Annotated in this window: 18 protein-coding genes; 5 read left to right on the forward strand and 13 right to left on the reverse strand. The window is 64.0% G+C overall.

From position 1 onward, the window contains the following. Positions 1-307: 307 nt before the first annotated feature. Entirely contained in the window at positions 308-2,095 is a 1,788-nt protein-coding gene (locus ACVWY6_RS17355; protein WP_457539685.1) for a gamma-glutamyltransferase family protein, read from the forward strand. Between the two features lie 28 nt (positions 2,096-2,123). Here ACVWY6_RS17355 and ACVWY6_RS17360 read toward each other — a convergent pair whose 3' ends face one another. Then, positions 2,124-2,840: a GntR family transcriptional regulator gene (locus ACVWY6_RS17360; RefSeq protein ID WP_023954986.1), complete on the reverse strand. Its 717-nt coding sequence runs from the start codon at positions 2,838-2,840 to the stop codon at positions 2,124-2,126. Between the two features lie 38 nt (positions 2,841-2,878). Here ACVWY6_RS17360 and ACVWY6_RS17365 point away from each other — a divergent pair, with 38 nt between their 5' ends. After that, positions 2,879-3,769, forward strand: a complete 891-nt coding sequence (locus ACVWY6_RS17365) for a dihydrodipicolinate synthase family protein (RefSeq protein WP_457539688.1) — start codon at positions 2,879-2,881, stop codon at positions 3,767-3,769. Positions 3,770-3,822: 53 nt separating this feature from the next. Continuing rightward, the gene (locus tag ACVWY6_RS17370; RefSeq protein WP_457539690.1) at positions 3,823-4,521 is read left to right on the forward strand and encodes a YoaK family protein; all 699 of its coding nucleotides are present in this window, start codon (positions 3,823-3,825) and stop codon (positions 4,519-4,521) included. A 43-nt stretch (positions 4,522-4,564) separates the two neighbouring features. Here the strand turns inward: ACVWY6_RS17370 and ACVWY6_RS17375 are convergent, their stop codons facing one another. From ACVWY6_RS17375 to ACVWY6_RS17390, 4 genes are all read right to left on the reverse strand, one after another. Beyond that, on the reverse strand, positions 4,565-5,311 hold the full coding sequence (locus ACVWY6_RS17375) for a GNAT family N-acetyltransferase (RefSeq protein ID WP_457539692.1): 747 nt from the start codon (positions 5,309-5,311) through the stop codon (positions 4,565-4,567). Between the two features lie 32 nt (positions 5,312-5,343). Further along, positions 5,344-6,360, reverse strand: coding sequence for an NAD(P)/FAD-dependent oxidoreductase (locus ACVWY6_RS17380; RefSeq protein ID WP_457539694.1), 1,017 nt, complete (start codon positions 6,358-6,360; stop codon positions 5,344-5,346). Positions 6,361-6,822: 462 nt separating this feature from the next. Continuing rightward, positions 6,823-7,767 (reverse strand): manganese catalase family protein, encoded by a 945-nt coding sequence (locus ACVWY6_RS17385; RefSeq protein WP_062794704.1) that lies wholly within the window; start codon positions 7,765-7,767, stop codon positions 6,823-6,825. 182 nt (positions 7,768-7,949) lie between these two features. Further along, the gene (locus tag ACVWY6_RS17390) at positions 7,950-8,456 is read right to left on the reverse strand and encodes a M15 family metallopeptidase (protein ID WP_457539696.1); all 507 of its coding nucleotides are present in this window, start codon (positions 8,454-8,456) and stop codon (positions 7,950-7,952) included. Between the two features lie 86 nt (positions 8,457-8,542). On the opposite strand from ACVWY6_RS17390, the gene ACVWY6_RS17395 reads away from it, so the two are divergent. Continuing rightward, positions 8,543-9,238 (forward strand): response regulator transcription factor, encoded by a 696-nt coding sequence (locus ACVWY6_RS17395; RefSeq protein WP_457539698.1) that lies wholly within the window; start codon positions 8,543-8,545, stop codon positions 9,236-9,238. Continuing rightward, entirely contained in the window at positions 9,231-10,343 is a 1,113-nt protein-coding gene (locus ACVWY6_RS17400) for a sensor histidine kinase (protein WP_457539700.1), read from the forward strand. The genes ACVWY6_RS17395 and ACVWY6_RS17400 overlap by 8 nt, the downstream gene beginning before the upstream one ends. Positions 10,344-10,353: 10 nt before the next feature. Here ACVWY6_RS17400 and ACVWY6_RS17405 read toward each other — a convergent pair whose 3' ends face one another. From ACVWY6_RS17405 to ACVWY6_RS17440, 8 genes are all read right to left on the reverse strand, one after another. Next, positions 10,354-11,478 carry a UDP-N-acetylglucosamine--N-acetylmuramyl-(pentapeptide) pyrophosphoryl-undecaprenol N-acetylglucosamine transferase gene (locus ACVWY6_RS17405; protein ID WP_457539701.1) on the reverse strand — a complete coding sequence of 375 codons (1,125 nt, stop codon included), beginning with the start codon at positions 11,476-11,478 and terminating at the stop codon, positions 10,354-10,356. Next, positions 11,475-12,083, reverse strand: a complete 609-nt coding sequence (gene vanX / locus ACVWY6_RS17410; RefSeq protein WP_457539703.1) for a D-Ala-D-Ala dipeptidase VanX — start codon at positions 12,081-12,083, stop codon at positions 11,475-11,477. The genes ACVWY6_RS17405 and vanX overlap by 4 nt, the downstream gene beginning before the upstream one ends. Further along, entirely contained in the window at positions 12,080-13,120 is a 1,041-nt protein-coding gene (vanA, locus tag ACVWY6_RS17415; RefSeq protein ID WP_457539705.1) for a D-alanine--(R)-lactate ligase, read from the reverse strand. The genes vanX and vanA overlap by 4 nt, the downstream gene beginning before the upstream one ends. After that, positions 13,113-14,105 carry a D-isomer specific 2-hydroxyacid dehydrogenase family protein gene (locus ACVWY6_RS17420; protein ID WP_457540196.1) on the reverse strand — a complete coding sequence of 331 codons (993 nt, stop codon included), beginning with the start codon at positions 14,103-14,105 and terminating at the stop codon, positions 13,113-13,115. The genes vanA and ACVWY6_RS17420 overlap by 8 nt, the downstream gene beginning before the upstream one ends. A gap of 149 nt (positions 14,106-14,254) precedes the next feature. Further along, the gene (locus tag ACVWY6_RS17425; RefSeq protein ID WP_457539707.1) at positions 14,255-14,899 is read right to left on the reverse strand and encodes a dihydrofolate reductase family protein; all 645 of its coding nucleotides are present in this window, start codon (positions 14,897-14,899) and stop codon (positions 14,255-14,257) included. Positions 14,900-14,982: 83 nt separating this feature from the next. Beyond that, entirely contained in the window at positions 14,983-15,633 is a 651-nt protein-coding gene (locus ACVWY6_RS17430; RefSeq protein ID WP_457539709.1) for an MSMEG_1061 family FMN-dependent PPOX-type flavoprotein, read from the reverse strand. Between the two features lie 45 nt (positions 15,634-15,678). Then, positions 15,679-17,067, reverse strand: a complete 1,389-nt coding sequence (locus tag ACVWY6_RS17435; protein ID WP_457539711.1) for an LCP family protein — start codon at positions 17,065-17,067, stop codon at positions 15,679-15,681. Between the two features lie 39 nt (positions 17,068-17,106). Next, on the reverse strand, positions 17,107-17,919 hold the full coding sequence (locus tag ACVWY6_RS17440) for a CPBP family intramembrane glutamic endopeptidase (RefSeq protein WP_457539713.1): 813 nt from the start codon (positions 17,917-17,919) through the stop codon (positions 17,107-17,109). Positions 17,920-17,925 lie beyond the last annotated feature (6 nt).

Here is a 17,925-nt window from a genome sequence, read left to right on the forward strand (position 1 = left end):
GAGTTGCTCCTAGCGGGTGGTGAAGTGCTGTGTCCAGTGTTGCTGATCTGAACGTAGTTCGTAGTTGGATCCAAGAAATTGAAACAGGATGCAACGGCGACCTTGCCACTTCGCGAACAGCCCGTCAATAGGAACGTCCGTTATCTACGCAGGTAGAAGATGTTTCAGGGACGTTACACCGCCCGGTTCGCGGTATGCGGTGGTCGGATGACTGTTGCGAGTTGCTCATGTAGGAGCACCAATCCGTTCTGGTATGGCTACTATTCGATCAGATAGGATCCAATAACAAGAGCCAGCGAGGTTGACGATGTCCTTCACGCCCCCGAGTGAGTTCCTCACCCGCCCAGACCTCAAGGGAACCTTCGGGATGTCGGCCTCGACGCACTGGCTGGCGTCGGGTGCGGCACAGTCGGTGCTGGAACGCGGTGGTAACGCCTTCGACGCAGCCACGGCTGCCGCGTTTGTGTTGCACGTTGTCGAACCGCACCTGAACGGCCCGGGTGGCGACATGGTCGGCATCGTCTCCCCGGTGGGCAGACCGCCGCAGGTGCTGATGGGCCAGGGCCCGGCGCCGGCCGCAGCCTCCATCGCTCACATGCGTCGACTCGGTCTGGACATGGTGCCGGCGTCTGGTGCACTCGCCGCCGCGGTGCCGGGTGCGGTGGATGCGTGGTTGCTGCTCCTGCGTGACCATGGCACCTGGGAGCTGAGCGACATCCTCGATTACGCGATCGGCTACGCCGACAACGGCCACTGCCTGTCAGGACGAGCGTGCGCGGTGATCGGCACCGTCGCCGACCTCTTCTTCGAACACTGGCCGACATCGGCAGCGCTGTGGATGCCCGACGGTCGCGTGCCACTCGCCGACCAGTTGTTCAAGAATCCGGCGTACGCGGTGACTCTTCGACGGCTGATCGCCGCCGGCCGGGACCGACGTTCACGATCAGAGCGGATAGAAGCCGCGCGTACGGAGTGGGGCTCGGGGTCGATAGCGGCTGAGATCGATGCGTTTGTGCGACAACCGCACCGGCATTCATCCGGACGGGACCATCGAGGGGTGCTGGCGCTCGCTGACATGGCGGCGTTCAGCGCCTGCTGGGAGCATCCGGTGGCCTTCGACTTCCGTGGATCGACCATCCTCAAGTCCGACGCCTGGGGGCAGGGGCCGGTGTTGCTGCAGGCGCTGGCCATCCTCGACGAATTGCCCGACGAGGATGTCGATCCGTCGACCGCGGTCGGCGCGCACAATGTCCTCGAGGCGCTCAAGCTGGCCATGGCCGATCGAGAGGCGTACTACGGCGACGGCCTCGACCGGTCGCAGCTCGAGGTGTTGCTGTCACGGGAGTACGCCGCCGTTCGCCGAAAAGAGATTGGATGGCATGCGTCCACCGAGTTCCGGCCCGGGGTGTGCGGCATCGATCCCTACGTGCCCCCGCTGGTGGAAGCGGCCGGCCAGGCGTCGGGCGGTGCGACCGGCGAACCGACCGTCACCGTCACCGGCGAGACGCGCGGCGACACCTGCCACATCGATGTCATCGACCGGTGGGGCAACGCGATCTCGGCGACTCCCTCGGGCGGGTGGCTGCAGTCGTCGCCGACCATTCCCTCGTTGGGTTTTGCTCTGGGAACACGACTTCAGATGACGTGGCTCGATGCCGCCAGCCCGTCTGCCCTTCGCCCCGGGAAGCGGCCGCGGACCACGCTGACCCCCACGATGGTGATGCGCGATGGATGGGCGGTTGCGGCGCTGGGCACGCCCGGTGGCGATCAGCAAGACCAATGGCAACTCAGTTACCTCCTACGAACGCTTGTCGGGGGCTACACACCTCAGCAGGCGATCGATGCCCCGACCCTGCACACCACGTCGATGCCGGGCTCGTTCTGGCCACGCACCTGGGAGCCGGGAGGAGCCGTGGTCGAGGATCGGCTGGGGGACGGGGTGATCGGGGAGCTCGTCGCTCGTGGGCACCACATCACCCGCGCCGGTGATTGGTCACTGGGCCGGCTGAGTGTGGTCACCCGCGACCCGTCTTCCGGCGTACTCGGGTCGGCTGCCAATCCCCGTGGGGCACAGGGTTACGCAGTCGGGCGATGATCGGCGCGGACGGTGGGATCTGTGACGGTCAGGGCGTGAAGGTCTCTTGTGATCGGCTGGTGATGAGTTCGCGAGCCCGGCGGGAGTGTTCGATCATCAGGTCCCGGGCAGCGTCGCCGTCCCGGCGGTCGATGGCTTCGACGATGCGTGCATGCGCGTCGGCGTTCTCGGCCAGCAAGCGTGGGTCGGCATCAAGAGCCGTCCATGTGAGGTTGCGGGGGATCCGGTGATGCAGCGACGACACCGTCGCGGTGAGCTGAGTGTTCCCGCCCGCGTCCAGGATCGTGTCGTGAAAGGTGGAGTTGGCCTTGACCCAGCGCTTGCGAAGCTCTGCAGGCGTGGACTCCCCGTCGAGGGCAGCCTGCACGACGGCACGGAAATCATCGACGGCCGCGTAGAGAACCTGCAGTTGAGAGTGGGTGATCAACCGGGCTGCCTCGTGGGCGGCGTGCCCCTCGAGCAACGCCCTGACCTCGAAGACCTCGGTCAACTCGCGCAACGACGGCTGACGGGGCCGGGCTCCGCGGTTGGGGACGATCTCAACGACGCCCAGAGCCTGCAGTTGGCCGAGCGCTTCACGGATCGGCATCCGGCTCACGCCGAGTTCTCTGGCAAGCGACTCCTGGCGTATCCAGGTCCCGAAGTTGTACTCGCCGCGGCTGATTCGCTCCGCGATCGTGTCCACGAGCTGCTGGACCAGCGGCGAGGTGGCTCCGGCGGGCTCACCGCCGCCGTTCTGTGCCATCGATTTCCTTCCGCAGGCGTCTCGAAGATTGGATCCAGATGAATGCTACTGACTCGGCCGGTGCAGTGTGGGCAATGGTACCCACGCCCTTCACACCAGGCGGCGAACGTATCTGCGAGCAGTCCCTCCGGGCGCTGACCCACGAAATGCTCGGGCGAGGATGTACGGGATCGATCGCGCTCGGGGTCATCGCCGAACCGGCCTCGCTCACGCTCGACGAGAAGATGACGGTGCTCGACGTCGTGATCAGCGCATCGGAAGGCGCTCCCGTCATCGCCACGGTCATGTCACTGGACCCGGCGGTCGCGGCGGACGAGGTGACAGCGTTCGTCACACGGTTCGGGACGTCGCTGGCAGGGGTGATGATCCCTGTTCGATCAAGCGACGCCGATGTCGTCAGGCGTTCAATTGTTGACACCCACGGCCTGAGCAATCTCCCGGTGATGGTGCAGGATCTACCGTCGGCCACCGGTGTCCGCATCGACATCGACGACCTGGTCGGTGCACTCGCAGGTCTGGGATCATCGTTGATGGCGGTCAAAGCCGAGGCGCCGCCGACATTTTCGAGAATCCGCAGGCTTCGCGAAGACGTGGGGACCGTGGTTGTTTCCGGCAACGGTGGGATCGGCGTGGTCGATGACTTCCTGGCCGGGGCCCGGTGGGCTGCTGCCGGGATCTCGCGTCCCGAGGTACTGGTGCAGGCAGTCAGGCGCATCGAGTCGGGCGACCTCGTGGGTGCACAGCGAATGATCGACTCCGTGGCCTCGCTGATTTCCTACGAAACCCAACCGGGCACGAGCATTGCGATCCGCAAGGAGCATTGGCGACGGCAAGGTGTGATCGCCGACTCGGCTGTCAGGCGACCTACGATGTCGTACGACCCGGCATTCGACGTCCACAGCGAGCGAATGGGTTTCGCCGCCGGCTGAGCCCACACCGCCCGTTGCCGAACTCAGCCCGCCCCTACCAGTTGGAGCATCCGATGACATCCCCGAAAGAACCGGCACTTCTCGACCGCGTCGAAAGGCGGGGCCTGGTCCTGATGTTGGTACTGACGTTTGTCACCGGCGTGGTCGATGCGGTCGGCTACCTGGGGCTGGACCGTGTCTTCGTGGGGAACATGACGGGAAACATCGTCATCCTCGGAATGGGTGTCGCCGGCGCCGATGATCTCCCCGTCCTCGGACCCGCCATTGCGCTCGGTACCTTCGTGATCGGAGCTTTTGCCGCGGGAATGGTGTTGCGGCGCAGGCCGAAGGGCTGGACAACGGCCGTGACAGGTTGCCTTGCTGCGGGTTCGCTGATTCTTGCTGCCGCGGCGACAGCTGCCGCCCTCACCGACACCGAACACTCTGTGCCGGCTCAGATCTGCGTTGCCGCGGCAACGGCCGCCGCAATGGGCATCCAGGCGTGCGTGGCACGCAAGGTTGCCATCGCCGACATGACGACGGTGGTGGTGACTTCTACCCTGACATCGCTGGCCGCCGAGACATGGACGCGTGGTGGTCGAACTGCCCTGTGGAACCGCCGATTCGGCGCCATCGCAACGATTTTCGTCGGAGCGTTGATCGGTGCTCTGCTGCTGGCGGTGAGCGCCGTGGGTGTCGCGCTGGCCGTCGCCGCGGGGTTGTCGGTCCTGGTCACCGTGATCGGGCACATTCACATGCGAGCGTCGGCGTGAAGAAGTTCTGATCCGCTGTGCAGCGGGGGTGGACTCCCGAGCGTCACTGCTCTTGAGTGTGCGGTGCGGGCGGTATCCGGAAGCCCCGGAATGTGACCTGTTCGTGTATGCGGAAACCGAGTCGTTCATAGAGTGAGACGGCAGCGGTATTCGACTTGATCACGTGCAGGAACGGCCGATCACCGCGGGCCATGATGCTGGTGACAAGCGCGGTGACCAGTTGAGAAGCGTAACCGCGTCCTTGAGCCGCGGGGGCGGTGCAGACCGCACTGATCTCGGTCCAACCCGGTGGCCGCAGCCGTTCGCCGGCCATCGCCACCAACGCGCCGTTCTCACGTACTCCGATGTAGGTACCCATATCTGGGGTCTGCGAGAAAAATGGACCGGGGCGGGTCAGCGCGACGAGGTCGAGCATGTCGGGCAAGTCATCTGAACCCAGCTCGACCACGTCGACGCTTGTGTGCCCCCTCGGCTCGTTCTCGTCGTAGATCATCTGAAAGCCGTCGAGATCGAACACCGGTTCCCAATCGGCCGGCGGCTCGGCGGTGGAACTGAACATGTCGGCGAGCTCACCTGGGCCGAGTAGTTGTGCGAGATCGTCCCATCTGCGCAGGTCTTGCTCGCTGTCCACGGCTGCAAAGGTGGCGACGCCGGAAAGGTATGCGCTTGCCCGGCCGAATCTGCGCGCGAGATGAGCGTGACGATGCCGCAGTGATTCACCGACTGGGTCCGCCAGCGGGCCGATGTCGCTCACCGGTGTGGAGCTGGTGTTCTTCTCAATGCCTGCCACCTCGCGAGTATGCACGACTCCCACCGTGGTGTTCAGTGCACACCGTGGCGCCGATCGCCGAGAATCCTGGTGGTCACCGCTGCCTCGATCTCCCGTGAGAACGACGCCGCTCTGGCTTTGACCGCTGCCTGCACATCGCTGGAGATGAGGTCGAAGTTGATGGCGGCGGCGGCCCTCATCCCACCGGCGGCCGACGACCCGACCGTTGCCGAAAGGTCGGTGACATTGCCTGCAGCCCAGACACCTTCGATGTCGGTGCGACCCATCTCGTCGGTGGCCACGTAGAGGCCGCCGGACATGTGGTCGGACAGCTTGCCGCCGAGCAGCTCGTAGACGTCGGCTCGTGCGACCATCCGCGGCATGACCGTGACGGCCTCTACATCAAAACGTCGTCCGCCGGCCACCTCCACTCCGCGCAGCGTGCCATCTTCTATGACAAGCTGCGTCACTTTCCCTTGCACCACAGACACATTCAGAGCAGCGAGCTGCAACCATTCGCTCTCGCTCGGTTCGGGCATCTCGTGCAGGAACAAGGTGACGTTGTCGCTGAGCTGGCGGAACAGCAGCGTCTGGTGCACGCTCATGGCTCCGGTGCCGAGCACCCCGAGCTTGCGCCCGCGCACTTCCCAGCCGTGGCAGTACGGGCAGTGCAGCACACTCGATCCCCACAGCTCGGCCACGCCGGGAATGTCAGGGAGTTCGTCGATGAGGCCCGTGGCCAGCAGGAGCCGGCGGCTGTTGACGGTGTGACCGTCGGTGAAGTCGACCTCGAAACCGTCGGTGTCGCGTCGGACCGTCGCCACGCTGCCGGTCGTGATCTGCGCGCCGTAGTGCTCTGCTTCGCGTCGCCCCTTCGCCAGCAGCTCAAGTGGTGAGATGCCCTCGTTGCCGAGCAGATTGTGCGCGCCGTCTGCCTTGGCGTTGCGCGGTTCGCCGCCGTCGATGACCAGAACCGTGCGGAGCGACCGCGCCAGCGTCGTCGCTGCGCCCAGCCCAGCCGGTCCGCCGCCGATGACGACCACGTCGTAGAAGTTGTCAGTCGAGTTCATGAATCCTCCTTGAGGTGCTCATCGCCTATCGATGGGCACGGTTCAGGGTGGCTCAGGGTTTGGAGATTCGGCAAGTATTCTTGCCGTATTGGCAAATTGTTGGTGGGTTCGTGTGTAGGACGGGTTGTGTCGCCACCGCGGGCTCGCCTTCAAAGAAGCTCAGGAAACCGGGACAAGCGGGGGTCGGCAAAGCCGGTCATGAAACTCGCGCGCGCTCGGTCTGCGGGCCGAGCTTGTGCTGGTTTGGCGAGCGGAGCCCGAGGCCCGCTCGCGAAACTTGCGTGCGCTCCGTCTGTAGTCCGAGCGTTGGCGGGTTTGCTGAGCGCTCCCGGGTGCCCGCTCGCGAAACTCGGCGTTGCGTCGTCTGTAGACCGAGCGGCGACCAGTACCGCGAGCACACACCCACCCAACGACAAAAGGCGACGCGGTGAACACCGCGTCGCCCCTGCTTTGTCGTGCTGGTTACTTGGTCTTCGGGTCGTCCGCTGCAGCGATCTCGACCTCGGCTGTGGCCTGGATCAGCGCCAGCAGTTCCTTGTCGAGGCCGGGTGCGAACTCTTCCTTGCGTTCCGGCGCGATGGTCATCGGGAAACCTTCAGGCATCACCGCAGTCGACAGTTCGGTTCCGTCGTTGGACGGCGACGCTCCGCGGTAGAGCTTGGCGGCTTCACTCTGGTCGTCGGCGCTGAAGGTGTACTGGATGCTCTGCAAACCCTTGTCGAGGAGCTTCTTGACCTCCGGGAACGACTCCGCGTTCGTCTTCGGGATCGGCAGCACCTTGCCCCAGTTCACGCCGAGACTTTCCAGCGCCTTGGCGAAAGCGTTTTCGTGGGCCTGATCGCGCACGATCAGATAAGAAATCGTCGAACGCGCCGCTTTGTTGTCGGTCATCTCGTAGATCCGGCATTTCTGCAGTCGACCGGTCGACTCCAACATCAGGTTGTACAGCAGGTCGAGGACCAGGTTTCCGCTGTTGTAGACATACGACCCCAGCCACGGGTTGCCGGCGGCGTCCACAGGCAGCGCACCCTGTGCGCCCACCAGGTAATGGTGGATATTGCTGGTGTCGAGAGCGATCTTCAGCGGCGTCGCGCCCTTGGCGCCGGGCTTGTCAACGGGATCGGTCTTTTTGCCGTTGTACTCAGGCGACCCGTCCAGAAGGCGTGAAATTGTGGTTCCGATCAGCTCGACGTGGCTGATCTCCTCGGTCCCCACGCCCTGGAGCAGGTCTTTGTATGCCTTGGACGACGCATCGCCGCGGAAGTTCATCGACTGGAAGAGGTACTGCATCATCGTGCGCATCTCGCCGAACTGACCACCCAGACCCTCTTGCAGCGCGTTCGCGGCTGCGGGATCGGGCTCGTCGATGGCGATCTCATTGATCAACTGCTGTGTGTGCAAGTACACGATTTCTCCTCAAGATTATTTCGGTGAAACGACCGGAAAACATAAACTGAATGCATTTGTTCACCGACTCAAAGCGGGCGGAAACGGCGTCTTTGTATTCGCCCACCGCATTCGGAGCAACCGGTCAGTCGTCTAGTACCCATGTAATTTCAGATCAAACCGACGTGTCCGTATTAGGGATGTCAAGCGTTCAACCGCGGGTCGTACGTGGGGTCCGGATACATTGAGGGGGAGCCGTTCTCAATTGCGTCGAGGCGCAATTCGAAGTGCCACGGCTCGTTCTGATAGATCCGGCACAGCCCGTACCGTGCACCGTTCGTGGACAGCCACGCCGCCGCCCGTGGGGGCCCGATGTCGATGGCGTCTCCGGAGACATGTGCCGATCTCTCCGGCGTGGCGACCCACCGTGCCGCCTCTGCGCGCGAGCCGAACTTCAAGACCGCGTCCTGAAGGAGCTGCGACTGATAGGCCGGAGAACGCCATCCGCTGTTGACCTGCAAATCGACGCCCTCGGCTGCCGCGTCAACGGCCGCGCGGCGGACGGCACGGAGGAGGTCGCGGTGGACGTTGGCCACACCCGGGAGGTGGTCATCGAATACTGAGGTGCCTGGGGGCAGGACTCCGTCATCCTCGGACAGGACGCGGCGACCGGTGGTCGCGCTACTAGGTACCGGTGCTGTGCGGGTCATGGTTCCAGTGAAGGAACTCCCGTATTGCCAGCGTGTACGTGCTTTTCGGTATGCCGACGATATGCGGCGGCTCGTAGCATCAACGAATGCGTGTTTTGGTGGTCGAGGACGAACCGTTGATGGCCGAGGCCATCCGGGATGGGCTGCGCCTTGAGGCGATTGCCGCCGATACTGCCGGTGATGGCGACACCGCTCTCGAGTTGTTGAGCATCAACTCCTATGACATCGCTGTGCTCGACCGCGACATCCCCGGGCCGTCCGGCGATGAGATCGCCGAGAGCATCGTCGCTTCCGGCAGTGGGATGCCGATCTTGATGCTGACGGCGGCCGACCGGCTCGACGACAAGACAACCGGGTTCGAGCTGGGTGCCGACGACTACCTCACCAAGCCGTTCGAATTGAAAGAGCTCGTGCTCCGGCTCCGCGCGCTCGACCGCAGGAGGACACGCAACAGGCCGCCCATACGGGAGATCGCGGGGTTGCGCGTGGACGCATTCCGCCGAGAGGTCTACCGGGATGGTTGGTATGTGGCGTTGACCCGCAAGCAGTTTGCGGTGCTCGAAGTCCTCGTAACCGCTGAAGGAGGTGTGGTCAGCGCCGAAGAACTTCTGGAGCGGGCATGGGATGAGAATGCCGACCCCTTCACCAATGCGGTGCGGATCACGGTCTCGGGATTACGGAAGCGGCTTGGTGAGCCCTGGCTGGTCGCCACCGTGCCGGGAGTCGGGTATCGGATAGACACGGCGGCGGGCACGGACGACGTAGGAGAAGGACGTGGATAGGAAGCCCGGGTTGAGTGTCCGACTCAAACTCACTCTCAGCTATGCCGGGTTCCTCATGCTCGCGGGAGTTCTGCTGCTCGGTGCAGTGCGGGTGTTCCTGCTGCGCTACGTACCGGAGGTTGCCGAGATGAACTCGGGCGGGATGCCGAGGATGCCGGGCTCCGGCCCCGACCGCTCCGACTTGGAGGAAGCTTTCATACCCAAGGCGGCCGCCGCGATGGCGTTCCTGCTTGTGTTCGGCCTCGTGGGAGGCTGGATCCTCGCCGGACACATGCTGGCACCGCTGACGCGGATCACCACCGCCACCCGGCTGGCCGCGGGTGGGTCACTGTCCCACCGGGTTGCACTCGAGGGCCGCAACGACGAGTTCCGCGAGCTCGCCGACAGCTTCGACGCAATGCTCGCCCGACTCGAAGCGCACGTCGCGGAACAACAACGGTTCGCCGCCAACGCTTCTCATGAGCTGCGCACCCCACTGGCCATCACACAGACCCTTCTCGATGTGGCACGCAGCGACCCGAACCGCGATACCGGAGAACTGATCGACCGCCTCTATTTTGTCAACTCGAGGGCGATAGATCTCACGGAAGCGCTCCTACTGCTCAGCCGTGCCGACCAGCGCGTGTTCAGCCGGGACCACGTCGACTTGTCCCTCATCGCCGAGGAAGCCGTCGAAACCCTTCTCCCCCTTGCAGAAGACCGTGGCCTGACCATCGAGACCGTCGGCGACATCGCTTCCACCACCGGTTCACACGCACTTCTGCTCCAGATGGTGACCAACCTGGTTCACAACGCGATCGTTCACAACCTGTCCGAATCGGGCACGGTGTGGATCAGCACGAGTGTCGGGCCCGACGCCGTGGCTCTCACGGTGGACAACACCGGCGACAAGCTCACCGCTCAAGCGGTTTCCACGATCACCGAGCCATTCCAGCGGGGGACCGCCCGTGTTCGGGACGGCCACGCGGGTGTGGGTCTCGGTCTGGCCATCGTCAAGAGCATCGCCCACGCACACGACGGAACGCTGACCCTCACGCCGCGGCCGGCCGGAGGCCTGCGCGTCATCGTCCGATTGCCCGCGGCAGGTGAGCGCATCGTCAGGTGAAAGTCGGCCCTTACTCCGTTGATGTGCGTCGGTCGGCGACAACATTCAGTACATGGCGGGCGAGAACCACGTCGGCATCTGGTACGCCTGATGCCGATGCCCGGGCCGACATCGCCTTGAGCCGAACGTGATTCGTGAGCAACGGGATCAACGTGGTCTCGATCCAGGTCGTGTCGAGGCACGCGTCTTCGATCTCTATCGCGCCGCCGGCCGCCACAACCGGCGCTGCGTTCAACCGCTGCTCGCCCCCGCGCAACGGCAGCGGTACGTACGCTGCCGGTAGGCCGACGGCGCCCAATTCTGCGCACGTCATGGCGCCTGAACGGCAGATCGCGAAATCTGCTGCAGCGTAGGCATATTGCATGTCGCCGACATACGGTACAACGACATAGGGTGCGCCCTCGAAGCCGTCACCGGGAACATCGACCCGGCGCTGAGATCCCGCGATGTGCAGTACCTGTACACCGTGTGCCCGCAGTGACGGGGCCGCACCGGAGACCGCCGCGTTGATGGTTCGGGCACCTTGGGATCCGCCGGTCACCATCAGGACCGGCAGGTCGGTTCGCAGGCCGAATCGGCGACGGGCCGTGTCGCGCAGACTGAGACGATCGAGCTGAGATATGGCCGGGCGCAGGGGTATTCCGACGACCTTGGCGTATGGCAGGCGAACGCCGGGCGCGGCGGTGAACACATGTGTCGTGAGTCGGGCGCCGAGTCGGTTGGCCATGCCGGGCTGGGCGTTTGCCTCGTGCACAACGATCGCGAGACCACGCATGCGTGCGGCCAGATACGCCGGGCCGGAGACGTATCCGCCGAAACCCACCAGAACCTCCGCGTGGACCTCGTCGAGGACCGCACCCGCAGACCGTACCGAAGCGCACAGCCGTGTCGGCAGGTTCAGCAGCGCACGGTTCATTCGGCGGGGTAGCGGAACCGGTGGGATGAGTTCAAGCGGGTATCCGCGCGACGGGATCAGGGTGGTGTCGAGTCCGCGAGTGGTACCAAGCGACGTGATGACGGCAGTGGGTTCCAGGCGGCGGAGTGCGTCGGCGAAGTTCAACATCGGCTCGATGTGGCCGGCTGAATGTCCCCCGGCCACAACCACACGCGGTGCCGGTACCGGGCCCGCCGTCACGTGATCGGGAAGTCGAAGTAGATGTCGGGGTAGGGCTCGTCCCTCAGTGTGTAGTGCCACCACTCACTGTCGTAGGAGGCGAAGTCGCACGCCTCCATGAGAGAGCGCAAACACTCCCGATTCCTGGCCGCGGCGGCTGTGGTCCCGGGCGCGCCATGATGCGAGATGGGATCCATCAGGTCATGCCCGCCACCCATCGCGGCCAGTTCGCCGCTGTTCAGGTGGTACAGCGTCAGGTCGGTGGTGCTCCCGCGGCTGTGGCCCGATTTGTAGGCTACATAGCCCCTTTCGAACATCTCGGTTCTGCTGATGTTGGGGTGGTACCGCGACTTCGTCTCCGGGTCATCGGGCTGCTGTGCCCAGCGGACGAAGCAGTCGACGGCGCACTGAGGACGGTAGCCGTCCCAGAGCAGCAGGCCGAACCCGAGTGATGCGGCCTTGTCCCTCACCTGCTCGAGGGCTGAGCACAGGGCTCGCGTGCCGACTATCCGATTGGCGAGGTACCCGTCGACGGGTTTGCCGGTGAAGTTGTCCCACGTTGCATATTTGGCGTCCCAACGTATGCGGGACACGAACTCATCGACGTAGACGAAATCGGCATTCATGAGTACGCACCGGCCAACGTCATGGAGACCATGTGGTCGATCACGCCGGACAACGACATGCCCGCAGCTGCCATCATTCTCGGGTACCGGCTGTATGAGGTCAGTCCTGGCAGGGTGTTGACCTCGTTGAAAATCACCTGCCCGTCCTCGGTGAGGAACATGTCGACGCGGGACAGCCCCCGGCAGCCCAAAGCGCGGTAGATGGCCTTCGCTGTCTCCTGCACATGTGCTCGCGACTCGGCGGATATGTTCGCGGGAACGGTGACGGTCGAGTTCTCCGAACCACTTTCCGGATTCGCCTCTTGATGAATTCGAAAGAAGCCGTCGGACAACGTGATCTGGTCGACCTCACCGACGAGCACGTCGCTGCTGTTACCCAGCATGGCGCAGCCGACTTCGCTGCCGAGAACGGCCTCCTCGATGAGAGTCTTCGAATCATATTGGCGTGCATCGGCAATGGCATCCGCGAGCTCGCCCGGAACCCGCACCTTGCTGACGCCGAACGAGGATCCGGAGCGTGCCGGTTTGACGAAGACCGGGTAGGGGAGTTGATCGGCGTCGACGTCTCCCTGGACACCGACAACCCAGAAGTTCGGCGTGGCGATTCCCGCGCTTCTGGCGACGGTGTACGCGAGTGATTTGTCCATACAGAGGGCTGAGCTCTGGATGTCGCAGCCAAGGTAGGGAATGCCGGATAGTTCCAGCAGTCCCTGGATGGCCCCGTCCTCGCCGAGGGTGCCGTGCAGAACGGGAACCACCAGATCCAGACGCATGATCTCGTAGCGTCCGTGGTCAAGGACCAGCAACCCGTGGACGCTTCGGTCGGGAGACAGCAGCGCCGGTCGAGATTCGGCTGTTTCCCAACCGTATTCAGGGTTGTCGCACAGCCGCCAGGCGCCACTTCTGGTGATGCCGATGTAGAAGGGCTCGTACTTCGCGAGGTCCACGTGCTTGGCCACCTCCTGCGCGGACTTGACCGAGACGGGGTGTTCCTCGGAACATCCGCCGAAGATGATTCCGATGCGCAACCTAGCCATGATGTTCCCTCTCGAATCTCAAGCAGTTGACGACGGAGTTCTCGACCGTGTCGCGCAGTGCGTGGTCGGTGTAGTAGGCGGTGTGCGGACTGACGATCACGTTCGGCATCCTCTGCAAACGCGACAGGAGGGTGCTTCTGAGCGATCGAGTCCTGCAGTCCGCGTAGAAAATCCCCTCCTCGCCCTCCACCACATCGAGGGCCGCGCCACCGAGGTCGCCCCTCTCCAGCGCACCTACGAGCGCCTCGGTGTCGATGAGCGGGCCCCGGCCGGTGTTCACGATGTACGCGCCGCGCTTCATCCGGCCGAGTCGTTCGCGATCGAGGAGGTGGTGTGTTCCCGCGTGGAGCGGTGTGTGCAGGGTGATGAGGTCACTCTGCTCCACCAGTTCGTCGAGGTCGACGTAATCGATGCCAACCGTGGGCCGGGTGTCGTAGGCCAGGATGCGGCTACCGAAGCCTCGCAGTCGATTCATGACGGCGGTGCCGATGCGGCCGGTGCCGATCACTCCCACGGTCATATCGCGCAGTTCTCGACCGCGAACCTCACTCAACCGGTAGTCGCTGACGTCCGTGCGTCTGATGACCGACTTCGCATCTCGCACGGACATCAACATCAGCATCACGGCGTAGTCCGCGACGCTGTCGGGGGAGTAGCTGACATTCCCGACCGAGATGCCGAGCCGCCGAGCATATTCGACGTCCAGATGGTTGTAACCGATGCTCCTGGTGGAGATGTACTCCACACCGGCCCGGCTGAGTGCGACCAAGGTGGGATTCGACACCGGTGTCTTGTGCCCGATGCTGATGCAGCGATTCCCCTCTGCCAGCGCTGCATTGGAGGTGGAAACCGTTTCTGCCGTGACGGTCATCGCCACACCCAGCTCGAGCGCCATCTCTTCGAAGAGGTGGGCTTCGTCGTGCTCGCAGCCGTATACCGTGATTCCCACGAAAGGTGCCGGCGTTGCGGACGAACCGACAGGCATCGGCCGGTGGGCCGCCTGGTGTACTGATGTGCTGTAGGGCATGCCCACAGTCAAGACAGGCGGGTGTTGCCAGGACGTATGAGGAAATCGATACGCCGACGATACGTGCCGCCTCTGGTTGTGCTCACGGCATCACGCCGTGTGAAGGGTCAATCCTGTTGCAAGGCCTCCTGGTCGCGGCCTGCCATGTCTCCGGTTCCGGGAGTTCCATCAGCGAGTTCATAGCGCAGATAGACGGTGCCGCGAGGCCCCGCTGTCGGCGGTTCGACGAGGGTGAGATTGGTGGGAACAGCTCCGCCATCAAATATCTTCTTGCCGACTCCGAGCATGATGGGATGAAGCCACAGATCGATCCGGTCGAACAGCTTCTCGCGCAACAGGGTCTGTACGAGGTTCAGACTTCCGACGACCTTGATGTTCTCGTGCCGCTCACGGATCTCGTTCACCGCATCGGACAGATTCGGTCCGAGTTGAGAAGAGCCTGCCCACGACAGGTCCGGCTTGCCGCGTGAGGCGACGTACTTGGGGATGCGGTTGAACAACGTGGCGATCTCGTTGTCGGGGCCTTCCTCCTGATGAGGCCAATGTGCAGCGAAGATGTCGTAGGTCCGTCGGCCGAGAAGAAGGGCGTCGGTGCCCTCGTAAGCAGCGCCGACCTGTCCCCCTGCGACCTCGTCGAACAGTGGCGCCTGCCAGCCACCGAACGGGAACCCGATCGGGTCCTCGTCGGGTGCGCCGGGCGCCTGTCCGACGAGGTCGAGGGTTGCGAACAATTCCAGGTATATCTTGCCCATGGTGTACTCCCGATGAAGTGATCTGGCCGTCGAAGAGTGGACCCTGCAATTCGCTGGAACTCATCGGTGACAAGGCCGCGACGTCAGTACAGGGTCTGGTAGGCGACCTCGATGTCCTCATCGATGCGGTGCGCGGTGGCCTCATCACGCTGCAACTGAGCGGCCATGATCTCGCCGGTGGTCGGTACCTCTCCGGGTGACGCAAGACTCGCGGGGTCCCACAACTTGGATCGCAGAATGGCCCTGCCACAGTGCAGATATGCCTCGTCGACCTCGACGATGAGAGCGAGTTCGGGGGTTTTGTCTCTGGCCGCGAGTTGGGGCAGGACGTCGGGATCCTCGGTCAGGTAGCCATTCCCGTTGATGCGCAGGGTCTCGCGATGTCCGGGCACAAGAAAGATGAGACCGATGCCGGGGCGCGACAAGATGTTCTCGAACGAATCGATCCGCTTGTTGCCGATGCGGTCGGGGATGGCGATGGTGGTGTCGTCGAGAACCTTCACAAATCCTGGCTGGTCGCCGCGTGGAGAGCAGTCGGCGGATCCGTCGCTGTTGGAGGTGGCCATGCACAGGAACGGCGAACGCGCGATGAACCGGCGGAAGTTGGGGTCGATGGTGCGCTGCACTTTTGTCACCGCCAGGCCGGCGGGCTCACCGATCAATTCCCTGACCCGGTCATGCGACATACGGCTCGGACGTCCTGTGGCGGCGGACCCACCTGATGTCGATGCCATGGCAGAAACGCCCTTTCGATGGTCGAAGTGATCCATGTCAGAGGATCAGCCTGTCTGGATCAGTTCGGGCGGAACCTCTTTGCCGTCTGCGATGGCAGCAAAGAACGCTGTCGTGTTGTCGCCCCAGGCAAGTGAGTCACCGTCATCGGTGATGATCGACCCACCGTTGGGAGTGGTCACCGTGACCGGGTCGCTGCGCAGCGCCCAGGCGAGGCGCGCGAGATGCCATATGTGGTCGCCGTTGTCGACCGTCAGGGAGCTCACGGTTCCGTTCACCAAGGGCCAGAAGCGGAACGGGTTCAGGATTGTCGAGACGCTGGTTGCCTTCTTCATCAGCGCTGCCATGAACTTGCGCTGGTTCACTACACGCTCGAGGTCGGCGTTCGCGAATGCGCGGGTGCGGACGAACCCCAGGGCCTCGCGGCCGTTGAGTGTCTGGCAACCGGCCTTGAGATCGATACCGGCGAGAGGGTCGTTGATCGGGGCGTCGAGACACATCTTGATACCGCCAACTGCGTCGACCATCTTGTCGAACCCACCGAAGCCGATCTCCGCATAATGGTCGATCCGCAGACCTGTGTTGGTCTCGATGGTCTGTACCAACAACTTCGGGCCGCCCAGGTTGAAGGCAGCGTTCACCTTGTGTGAACCCTGCCCGGGGATGTCGACATAGAGGTCTCGCGGGATGGAGACGATCATCGGCTTACCGCCGGAGCCGAAATGGACCAGCATGATCGTGTCTGTGCGAGAGCCCTCGCTGTCACCTGTCGAGAGGGCCTGACGCTCGGCCTCACTGAGGTCGGCGCGGGAATCAGAGCCGACCAGTAGCCAGTTGGTGCCGGCGCTGCTCGCGACCCGACCCTCGTAGTTGGACAGGGCGTCGACGCGATTGAGTTTGGTGTCGAAGTAGACAAGCAGACCGACGGTGCCCAGCACCATCACCAGCAGCAGGATCAGGACGGTGCGCACGATCGGCAGCCGTCTGCGGCGGCGCGGCGGTGGTGGCGGGACCGCACGGTCGGGACGGCGATGCCCCGGATCGCGCAGAGGTTGCCGTGGCCGGTTGTAGGCGACCACCGGGGGCGGTCCCTGAGCAGGTCGCGACGTTCGGGTCTCGGGGGCGCCGGACTCCGACCACGCGCGGGCGGGTTGATAGTTGTCCTGCGGGCGTTGGGGTGGCGGACCCTGAGGCGACCGCGGTGGTCCGGCGGGAGGCGGCGCCTGACGCGGCGGACCCTGCCCGGGGACACGTCCGCGGAACGGGTCCTGCTGTGGTGGGCGCCCGGGAACCGGTCCAGGCCTTCCGTTGGGTTGGCCACCACCGGGGCCCGGGACCATCCGTCGCGTCGGCCCCCCGGGCTGAGGCGGTTGTCCCTGACGGGGACGTCCCGCGCCGCCTGGGCGGCGGATGAACGGCTCGTCCTGGTCAGTCATTGCACAGACTCTACTGAAGAACGCAGGGCAGAACGCGAGTCAATTCGCTTCCAGCCACCCGAGGTGGTCCTTCAGCAGCGCGTACCCGACAAAGGCGACGGTATCGATGAGTGCATGCCCGATGACCAGCGGCCACACTCGATTGGTCCGCTGGAAGACGCGGCCGTAGACGAGGCCCATGACGACGTTGCCGAGTCCACCGCCGACACCTTGGTAGAGGTGATAGCTACCGCGCAGCACGGCAGAGAACAGCAGGCTGCGGTTCTCGCTCCAGCCGAGTTGTCGCAGCCGGGTGATGATGTAGGCCACCACGAGGAACTCTTCGGCTGCCGCGTTGCCGATTGCCGCGAACACCAACATCGGCAATCTCCAGAATGTCTCGTCGAGATTCGACGGGAGAACCTGGACGTTGAGATCCAAAGCCCTTGCGACAACGTAGAGGCCGAGGCCGGGTATCCCGATCAGCGCGGCGAGCCCGATCCCCAGGGGAAGATCGAGCCGCGCCTTGATCCGCGGAAAACCGATGCGTGCCAAGGGAACCCCGGCACGCCAGATCAGGTACACCGCCAGTGCGGCGATACCGAACAGTCTGCAGGCGTCGAGCAGTTGGTAGAAGAAGTCGATGAGGCCAAGATCGGATGCGCTGTTGTTCAGAGCGACGGCGCTGCCGCCCACCCCGCGTTCGGACATGGCGGTCTCGATGATCGAGACCAGAGATCTTGCTCCCGACAACCCGAAGGTGAGGACGAGCACGATCGTGATCTCGATACCGATCGCGCGTCGCTGACGGGGATCGGTGATCACCTCCGGCTGCGCCGGTCGTGTCGGTTGTAGCCACGGGCGCAGGTTCACCCGGTC

The sequence above is a fragment of the Williamsia sp. R60 genome, from assembly GCF_054063855.1.